Below are 9809 nucleotides of genomic sequence, written 5' to 3'. Positions count from 1 at the left end.
GGGCCAAATTCTGTTGCAACTGTCCGTTCAGTTTCCGGAGCGAGTTCAACCATATCTCCGCTGAGCCTAACGGCTATTGGAGTTTACACAAAATTATTGACAGACCCTCGCAAGACCTCCCGAAGAGACACGCCCTGCGGAACAAAAATCGATGTAAGGACCGTATATATTTCCACTCCGACTCCGCTGGGCGTAACTTGGTAGCCCAGACCCTTACGAAGAATAGATGGATGAGTCAGTCCACCTTGATAGACTTCAAATTTAGGTGTTACTATATTCAAAGTAGAAATGACATACTGTCGTTAAGAGTCTGCATTCCAAGGCAGCGGTAAAATATAAACTCGACTATCGATCGCATTGATAGTCGGGTATGGTTGGAACGGCGTTTACTGTTGCCACAGAGAGTGCACTAGGGCTTCATATGTCGGCAACAGAACCTAACCGGGAGGGGACTTGATGGCGAAATGAACCCAGTAGAAATCGAAGCAGCAGTGTCCGATTTGGTGGCCCAGCCTTTTGACAAGGAGGAGTTCCCGTTTGCCTTCTTGCGGGCGTTCGGGAACAAAGAGACGACTATCAAGCGCCTGCGCTCGGGCGAAACGAATAAGTCTGACCTGGGCGGAGTCCTACAGACGAATAACATCCATATCGTAGTCGCCCAACCTGGCGAAGTTACCAAGTCTCTTGCCGCATTGAAATCAAGCCCGGCAACGTCTAGGGCGAAGGCGCGCTACATCCTCGCCACTGACGGGGAAGACTTCGAGGCCGAGGATCTGGAGACCGGCGAAACGGTTGTCTGCGCCTATCAGGATTTCCCAGATCACTTTGGCTTTTTCCTGCCGCTTGCCGGGATCACGACCGTCAAGCAGGTCCGAGAAAGTTCTTTCGACATCCGGGCGACGGGCCGGTTGAACAAGCTCTATGTCGAGCTGTTGAAAGACAACCCGCAATGGGGAACGGCCGAACGGCGCCACGAGATGAACCACTTCATAGCGCGGCTGATCTTCTGCTTCTTTGCCGAGAAAACCGGCATCTTCAGCGGGACGGGTCTGTTCACCGACACCGTCCAGAAGATGAGCGCACGCGATGCCTCGAACACGCATGAAGTGATTAGCGAAATCTTCCGCGCCATGAATACGAAGGTTCCTGACCGCGAGAAAGCAAAATTGCCACGCTGGGCCGACGCGTTCCCTTACGTGAACGGCGGACTCTTCTCGGGTAGTGTAGATGTACCAAGGTTCAGCAAGATCGCGCTCTCCTACCTGTTGCACATTGGCGCCCTGGACTGGACGAAGATCAACCCGGACATCTTTGGCTCGATGATCCAAGCCGTTGCGGACGATGAGGAGCGCGGTCAGCTCGGCATGCACTACACGAGTGTGCCAAACATCCTGAAGGTGCTCAACCCACTCTTCTTGGATGATTTGCGTGCGCAGCTTGAAGCTGCGGGTGACAACCCTCGCAAGTTGCTTAACCTGCGCAAGCGCCTATCTAGGATCCGGGTTTTTGATCCTGCCTGCGGCTCAGGCAACTTCCTGGTCATCGCTTACAAAGAGATGCGCGCGATTGAGGCCGAGATAAACCGACGACGTGGTGAACGTGAGCGTAAGAGTGACATTCCATTGACCAACTTCCGCGGCATCGAGATACGCGACTTTTCGGCCGAAATTGCACGCCTGGCCCTCATCATTGCGGAGTTCCAGTGTGACGTTCTTTATCGTGGAATGAGCCTAGCTCTATCCGAATTTTTGCCGCTCACAGCGGACAACTGGATTATCTGTGGCAATGCCCTGCGACTGGACTGGCTTAGTATCTGCCCACCAACTGGAACAGGTGTGAAGCTCCACGCTGACGACCCGTTTCACACGCCGTTCGATCAGGCGCAGATTGACTTTGAGAATGAAGGTGGAGAAACGTACATCTGCGGCAATCCACCGTACTCTGGAAAAGGCAAGAAGGAAGGCCAGCACCTTGACGATATGAGGTTCATCTTCGGTGGTCGCACTGACAAGTTTGGATATGTTGACTATGTTGGTTGCTGGTTTGTCCTGGCAGCCGAATATTGCCGAAAGACCGGTGCGGTAGCAGCATTCGTAGCGACCAACTCTGTGTGCCAAGGTCGGCAATTACCCCAGCTTTGGCCTCATGTTTTGGGTGAGGATATTGAGATCGTATTTGCACACCATTCATTCAAATGGTCAAACAATGCGGCGCGAAACGCTGGTGTCACTTGTGTGATTGTCGGGATCGCCTCGAAAGGCAAACAGATTAAGAAAAGAATCTTTGACGGGGATTTTTCTCATTCAGTATCTAATATCAATGCATATCTGATCGATGGCGCAGACTTGTTCATCGAAAGCCGTCCTACGCCTCTTTCGCAATTACTTTCGCCAATGCAGACCGGGAGTGTCCCTAATGACGGTGGAAACCTGATACTCGACCCAGAGGAAGTTCGTTCACTAGTGATGGAGTACCCGAACGCAGCACGATTTATTCATCCATTCTTTGGATCGCAAGATTATTTGCAAGGATTGACGCGATCATGCCTTGTAATATCGGATCATGATGTCCCACTAGCGCGCGAGATCATCCCTATCTCCGAACGGCTTAACCGCGTCGCTGCGCTTAGGGTGAAAAGCAAGAAGAAGGAAACGAGGGAACAGCTTTCAAAAGTGCCGCATCGGTTTCAGCACAGGGGCGAAATTCCGAGTCAACACGTAATCATCATCCCGTCGGTCAGTTCAGAACGCCGCGAATGGTTCCCGGTTGGACTTCTACCTGCCGGAACGGTTGTATCCAACCTCGCGTTCATGATAATCGACGCCCCTCTATGGAATATGGCCTTGATAGCGTCGCGCCTGCACCTTGTTTGGATAGCAACCGTCTGCGGTAAACTGAAAACCGATTTCCGCTATTCGAACACACTCGGATGGAATACCTTCCCCGTCCCCACGCTGACCGAGAAGAACAAGGCCGACCTTACACGTTGTGCCGAGGACATCCTGCTGGCCCGCGAGGCGCATTTCCCGGCGACGATCGCCGAACTCTATGATCCTGAGAAGATGCCTGCTAATCTACGCGAGGCGCATGAGCGTAACGACGAAGTGGTGGAGCGCATCTACATAGGACGTCGTTTTCGCAACGACACCGAGCGGCTGGAAAAGCTGTTCGAGCTTTACACCAAAATGACGGCTTCAACGAAACCGACCAAGAAGGGCAAGAGGAGGGCAGACGCATGACCAACGGAAATAAATCAATCCCCTCCATTTCGGTGTCCTACGCCCGCAACGGAAGTGCGGCCAAGGTCAATGCGCTGGGCATGCGACCGATGCAGGAACGCGCCTATGAGCGGCGCGGCGAGCAGTACCTGCTTATCAAGTCGCCGCCAGCCTCCGGCAAGAGCCGAGCGCTGATGTTCATCGCTCTTGACAAGCTCCACAACCAGGGGCTCAAGCAGGCGATTATTGTGGTACCCGAAAAATCCATCGGTGCGAGCTTCAACGACGAGCCGCTGAGTCAGTTCGGCTTTTGGGCTGACTGGCACGTGGAGCCGAAATGGAACCTATGTAACGCGCCTGGCGCGGACAACGGTGGCAAAGTCAAGTCGGTGGGGGCGTTCCTTGAAAGTGATGATAAGGTGCTGGTCTGTACCCACGCTACCTTCCGCTTTGCCGTCGATCAGTTCGGAGTAGAGGCGTTTGACGATCGGCTCATCGCGGTGGATGAGTTTCACCACGTCTCGGCCAACCCCGATAACAAGCTCGGCTTGTATCTCGGGCAGTTCATTGCCCGCGATCGTGTGCATATCGTGGCGATGACCGGCTCGTACTTCCGCGGCGACGCCGAAGCCGTGCTAGCCCCTCAGGATGAGGCGAAGTTCAATACCGTTACCTACACCTATTACGAGCAGCTCAACGGATACGAGTACCTGAAGCAGCTCGACATTGGCTATTTCTTCTATTCCGGTTCATACACCGATGACATCCTCAAGGTGCTTGACCCGGCCGAGAAGACCATCATCCACATCCCGAACGTCAATTCGCGTGAGAGCACGAAGGACAAGATCAGGGAGGTCGAGCACATCATCGAAGAGCTGGGTGAATGGCAAGGGACTGATCCTGCGACCGGCTTCCAGCTTGTCAAGACGCCAGGTGGCCGAATCCTCCGGATCGCCGACCTCGTGGACGATGATCCGACGAAGCGCGACCGAGTGGTGGCGGCACTGAAAGATCCGGCGCAAAAAAACAACCGCGACCATGTAGACATCATCATCGCCCTCGGCATGGCGAAGGAAGGCTTCGACTGGATCTGGTGTGAGCACGCACTGACGGTTGGTTATCGGTCTAGTCTCACCGAAATCGTGCAAATTATCGGCCGTACGACCCGCGACGCGCCAGGCAAAACTCGCGCCCGTTTCACCAACCTGATCGCCGAGCCTGACGCCTCCGAGCAGGCGGTTACCGAGGCCGTGAACGACACCTTGAAAGCCATTGCTGCCAGCCTTCTGATGGAGCAGGTCCTTACGCCTCGTTTTGAGTTCAAGCCCAAGAATCCAGCGAGCGGTCCGGTACAAGGGTTCGACTATGGAGACGGCGGTTATGACCCAGAAAAGTGCAACGTCGGCTTCAACCACGAAACGGGACAGTTGCAGATCGAGATCATGGGTCTCTCCGAGCCCAAGAGCGAGGAAGCCGTGCGCATTTGTCGAGAGGATCTGAACGAAGTGATCGCGACTTTCGTTCAGGACAAGACCAGCTTGGAGCGTGGCTTGTTTGATCAAGAACTGGTGCCGGAGGAGCTGACTCAGCTTCGGATGGGCAAGATCATTAGGGAAAAGTACCCCAACCTCGAGGAAGAGGATCTGGAAGCGGTCCGCCAGCACGCCATCGCTGCGCTTAACCTGACGCAACAGGCCAAGAAAATTGGGATCGGCGGCAACTCCGGGGGGAGCAACGAGCCGTTAGCCAATACTGCCTTCATCGACAACGTGCGTAAGTTCGCGATGGACGTGCGGGAATTGGATATCGACCTCATCGACAGCATCAATCCTTTCGGCGAAGCTTACGCCATCCTCGCCAAGACGATGAGTGAGGACAGTCTGAAACAGGTTGCGGCCGCGATTGCGGCGAAGCGTGTCAGTATCCCCTACGAAGATGCCAGAACGTTGGCTGAACGGGCTTTGCAATTCAAGAAGGAGCACGGGCGACTACCGGACATAAATGCGCAAGACCCATGGGAGAAGCGCATGGCCGAAGGTGTCGCAGCGTTGCAGCGCTATCGTGCCCAGCAAAAGGCCGCAGAAGGTAGTGGAGGGAGATAAATGTCTAGGCTTTCTGATGACGAACTACTAGATGCGCTTGGTGTGGACACGGAGATAGCGAAGACAAGCTCTCACTCGCCACGTGAGGAACGCATCATCGCGGGGTTTGAGGAAATCCAGCGATTTGTCGATCGGTATGGCCGTGCTCCACAGCATGGGGAAGACAACGATATCTTCGAGCGGCTCTATGCCGTGCGACTCGATCGCCTACGTGCGTTAGAGGAATGCAGGGATCTTCTTGTGCCACTCGATTACCAAGGGCTACTGAGTGGGGCTGAGAATGCGTCGGTCAACCCGGTGGAATCGATGGATGACGATGAATTGCTCGCTGCACTTGAAGGCGCGGATGGCCCTTCCAGCATTACAGAACTACGCCATGTGCGCTCGCGAGCCGAAATACGGGCGGCCGAGGAGATCGCCAAACGCGAGAAGTGTGAGGACTTCGAACACTTCCGGCCGCTGTTTGAGCAGGTTGAGCGCGAAATCAAATCTGGTGTTCGACAAACGCGGCCATTTGGTAAGGATGCGAGTGTCAATACGGGTAACTTCTTTATTTTGGGCGGCCAACTTGTCTACGTGGCTGAGAAGGGGGATGAATTTCGAGCACCGAATGGTCATCCTGATGCTCGGCTTAGAGTCATATACTCTAACGGTACCGAAAGTAATCTCCTGCTCAGGTCTTTGCAGCGTGCGCTGTACAAAGACGAGGCTGGGCGCCGCGTGACTGAGCCGGTTTCCGGGCCGTTGTTCAGCTCAATCTGGGACGAAGGCGATATCGAAAGTGGTACTATCTATGTCCTGCGCAGCCTGTCCAATCACCCCTTCATTGCGGAGCACCGCGAACTCATTCATAAGATTGGCGTAACGGGCGGTAAAGTTGAAACACGCATCGCTAATGCGGCGCACGATGCCACCTACCTGCTGGCGGATGTCGAGGTCGTCGCCACCTACAAACTGGCCGGTATCAACCGAACGAAACTGGAAGGTATATTACACCGCATCTTTGCACCGGCCCAGCTCGACCTCACCATCCATGACCGCTTTGGCCACCCTGTACGGCCAAAGGAATGGTTCCTCGTGCCACTGCACGTGATTGACGAAGCGGTGCGCCGTATTCGGGATGGCTCAATTACCAATGTGGCCTATGATCCCAGGACGGCCAGTTTGGTCTGCCTTGCTCAGTAGAGATGGGATGCTCAGATGATGAAATGCGGGAAAGACGACATTGTGCATATTCCAGTCAATACCGCCACCTGTTCCGGAAATATTTAGGCCGGTGAATCCGAAAAATCACGCCCACCGAGTCCGGAGAAAATCATGAATCTACCACCGAATGCTATTGAACTAGGTAGTTTATGCGACAGAGAGCAGTGAGGCCCCTTACTCAGTTAACGGGCAGTAGAGTATAGGAACATTGACCTTTGGAGGGCTCATGGCGGAACCAATACGGATAGTTGAATACAATCCAAGTTGGGCTCAAAGTGAACATGGAGAAAAGCGCGGTGGATCGACCATGGAATCGGAAATTTCTCGGCTTTTCCTTCACGTGGCATAAAGAATCCAAAATACGTCTCGCATCGAAAACGGTAAAACGGTTCAAGACGAAAATACGAGAGTTGACAAGTCGAAGGAAAAGTCAATCCATGGAACAACGGATCCAGAAACTCAATGAATACCTTCTTGGGTGGAGTAGTTATTTTCGCCTAGCGGATACGCGAAGCGTGTTCCAATCCCTAGATGAATGGGTGCGGCGAAGGCTAAGAATGTGCCTTCTAAAACATTGGAAGAAACCGAAGACAAGAAGAAAGAATCTGATGGCCCTCGGAATCCCAGAGGAGCAAGCCATTCTTATAAGTAGTTCGCGAAAAGGTTACTGGAGACTCTCCCACACACCGCAATTAAATAAAGCCCTCGGTCTCGTCTACTGGCGGGAACAAGGACTCAAAAGCTTAGTCGAAAGACTTGACATGTTTCATTCCACAACATGAACCGCCGTATACCGAACGGTACGTACGGTGGTGTGAGGAGACGGGGGCTAGCCGCCCCCTCCTACTCGATTCAACTATCGATAGGGAGGGATAACGAGTTTACCTTTATAATCTAGATATCCGTCTAATCCCCCGTTTATAGCGTACAAACCATTTCTAAATGTTAATGCACCATACTCACTTTTAAACGATCCAAAATAAGTAGGTTCGACTACATATTCTCCTTTCGTATTAATGAAGCCTTCCTGCCCTCCATGTAATCGTACCATTGCTATACCGTTATAAAAAAGTCCTATACTCTCAAACTTTGCCGGTATTATAATCTCACCTTTGGTATTAACTGCACCTACGTAGGCTAAACCATCGGGTGCATAGGTAGAGAAACTAAGAATTCCTTCAGATCCTTTAGCGTCGCCTGCAAATGGCGCAAAATCTCCTGGCGGAACGATCCACTCACCTTTTTTATTAATAAGTGCGCCGCCTAAAGTTTTACCATCGGCTTTCCAGGCACTAACATAAGCAATACCATTATAAAAAGGAGTGGCGTAATAAAATTGAGGTAAGATTACATAATATCCATTCCAATTAATATATCCTAATTGTTTTCCCTGTTCTTGAACAGCAGCCAAACCTTCAGAAAATTCTTGGGCTCTTACAAATTTTGGAGGGATGACAATGTTTCCTTTACTATCAATATATCCATAGTAATCGCCTTGTTTTATCAGGATAGGATCATTAGAGTATTGCTGTGTCCATGGAAAATAACTAATACCATCAAATTCTGGTTTAATAATCCACTTACCAGTTCGATCAATCATTCCATACTTTTTGTTGATTGATGCTACAGCTCGTCCAAATTTAAAACCGCCACACGAATCAAATTGTGCTTTGATGACTTCATTTCCTTTTTTATCAATAAATCCATATTTGCCACCCTGTCTAAAACAAGCGAATCCCTCAAAAAATGATGAGATATAATCATATTTATAGTTTACGATAATCTTTCCTTTATCATAAATTAACCCCCATTTATAAGCTTTCGAATTTCGAACAATGCCGATACCATCTTTAAATTCCATAAGACTTGTATGAGCAGGTAGAGTAAACTTGGCGTGAATTTTACCCGTGGCATCACTTAAAGCCCATTCCGAAGGGTTACTCGTATCCCAATAGGAAGAACCACTAGGTTTTCTCAAGGGATACAATTGATTCGTTGTGTCAGGTTCAAGCGCTTGAACTCTAAAAATGGTAAAACTCATGACTGCCATTATAGTGACAAGAAAGGAAACTATTAATTTTTTCATTTTTTCCCCCTAAAGTAATCTATAAAATGATAATAACCTACTATAAATCTCTCTTTTCTTACTTGCAAAATGTGATCCTTTTCCCAGACTGTCATATGTAGATGAAATCACGCAGCATCCAATCCAAAAAAAATATTATAATGTTTTTATCTAAATTTAGTAAAATATAACTATTCAGTCAAGTGAAAATTTATGTGTAAAGTTCTTCTTGTACTAGGGTCTACCGCTGCTTTGCTTGTGTATTCTGCATCTGCAAGAAAGGAAGAAGCAGCGGGTGTTTAAATGCAATCCTGGAATTTACGGAGAAGCATAAGTATCCGGCATTAACCAGGATACTCCAGTAGGGGAATGCTTTGTCAGAATCTCAAGAACTAAATCCCGCCTTATCTTAAGGGCAGTTCTTAGTTTTTTCATATGATCCATTATTCTTTTAGAATGAATAAATGGCAAAATTGCTTTTTGCGTCAGCAAAGGGCTGCCTAAATCGTCATTTGCTTTGGCGGAAGTGGAAGCCATTTTGGAGGAGGCGAAAGCACCGCTGACACTGACAGAACTGTACGGGGAACTGCAAAAACGTCAGGGAGTCGAATGGGCATATCCGTACATCATTATCCAGAAGGCACGGAAGTACTCAGAAAGAGTTCAAGTAAAGAAGGAGGGCAGAAAGTTAGTGTTTTCAATCATGTAAAGATAAGTGTTATGAGGCTTCGCAACGTGTTGTTACTTGATGGGGAGTTCGTACAAGCTGCCCATGTGCGCATTATACACGGTCATTACCTACCACTTGGGAGATGACCATCAAGTAGATTCCACTGTTAAATAGTATGGGGATAAGTGGTGCTATTCTTGCACCGCGAGTGCGTAATATTCTCTCTATGCCTAGAGCCATTACGCTGTTCATGTATCTGATGCGCCGGCAAAATGAAGTGATTGCAACTTTTATGTTTCACTCGTCCTTCGTCACCCTGTTTCCTTGAAGAAAGGGAATTATGAATATTCATGTTTCTGAATTAAAATTGAAAAAACAATAAAAGTCTTTTCACATATTGAGCAACCCTTCGAAAAGAAACGGCAACGAAAACCGCGTTTGACACCAAAATATAAGCCCTCCTCTACAAACTGGTCTTATCCCCGTCAAGTGGACAGTTCAAAACAAGCCCTTGCTTTACGCAGCCTCAGCTCGGTATTGAACTGGGC

General features: G+C 49.9%; 5 protein-coding genes and 1 pseudogene. 4 read left to right on the top strand and 2 right to left on the bottom strand.

Going from position 1 to position 9809, the window contains the following annotated elements:
- The first annotated feature begins 464 nt into the window (after positions 1–464).
- From FOI68_RS22400 to FOI68_RS22385, 4 genes are all read left to right on the top strand, one after another.
- Entirely contained in the window at positions 465–3239 is a 2775-nt protein-coding gene (locus FOI68_RS22400; protein ID WP_035297057.1) for a class I SAM-dependent DNA methyltransferase, read from the top strand.
- Positions 3236–5320, top strand: coding sequence for a DEAD/DEAH box helicase (locus FOI68_RS22395; RefSeq protein WP_143864382.1), 2085 nt, complete (start codon positions 3236–3238; stop codon positions 5318–5320). The genes FOI68_RS22400 and FOI68_RS22395 overlap by 4 nt, the downstream gene beginning before the upstream one ends.
- On the top strand, positions 5321–6505 hold the full coding sequence (locus tag FOI68_RS22390) for a GIY-YIG nuclease family protein (RefSeq protein WP_143864381.1): 1185 nt from the start codon (positions 5321–5323) through the stop codon (positions 6503–6505).
- Between the two features lie 302 nt (positions 6506–6807).
- Positions 6808–7308: a group II intron maturase-specific domain-containing protein gene (locus tag FOI68_RS22385; protein ID WP_143864383.1), complete on the top strand. Its 501-nt coding sequence runs from the start codon at positions 6808–6810 to the stop codon at positions 7306–7308.
- A gap of 74 nt (positions 7309–7382) precedes the next feature.
- Here the strand turns inward: FOI68_RS22385 and FOI68_RS22380 are convergent, their stop codons facing one another.
- Together FOI68_RS22380 and FOI68_RS24165 are read right to left on the bottom strand one after the other, a co-directional pair.
- Complete coding sequence (locus tag FOI68_RS22380) at positions 7383–8612, bottom strand: WG repeat-containing protein (protein WP_143864380.1); 1230 nt, start codon at positions 8610–8612, stop codon at positions 7383–7385.
- Positions 8613–8930: 318 nt separating this feature from the next.
- Positions 8931–9116 (bottom strand): annotated as a pseudogene (locus FOI68_RS24165) (MocR-like pyridoxine biosynthesis transcription factor PdxR); the annotation flags it as partial.
- Positions 9117–9809: the final 693 nt, after the last annotated feature.

This window comes from Brevibacillus sp. LEMMJ03, from assembly GCF_007197875.1.
Lineage (GTDB): Bacteria > Bacillota > Bacilli > Brevibacillales > Brevibacillaceae > Brevibacillus > Brevibacillus thermoruber.
Note: the sequence above shows the minus strand (reverse complement) of the source record. Positions and strands in the feature narration are given on the sequence as shown.

Coding starts and splice junctions, on each gene's coding strand:
- FOI68_RS22380 (WP_143864380.1), bottom strand. CDS start 8,612: ATGAAAAAATTAATAGTTTCCTTTCTTGTCACTATAATGGCAGTCATG.
- FOI68_RS22395 (WP_143864382.1), top strand. CDS start 3,236: ATGACCAACGGAAATAAATCAATCCCCTCCATTTCGGTGTCCTACGCC.
- FOI68_RS22390 (WP_143864381.1), top strand. CDS start 5,321: ATGTCTAGGCTTTCTGATGACGAACTACTAGATGCGCTTGGTGTGGAC.
- FOI68_RS22385 (WP_143864383.1), top strand. CDS start 6,808: ATGGAGAAAAGCGCGGTGGATCGACCATGGAATCGGAAATTTCTCGGC.
- FOI68_RS22400 (WP_035297057.1), top strand. CDS start 465: ATGAACCCAGTAGAAATCGAAGCAGCAGTGTCCGATTTGGTGGCCCAG.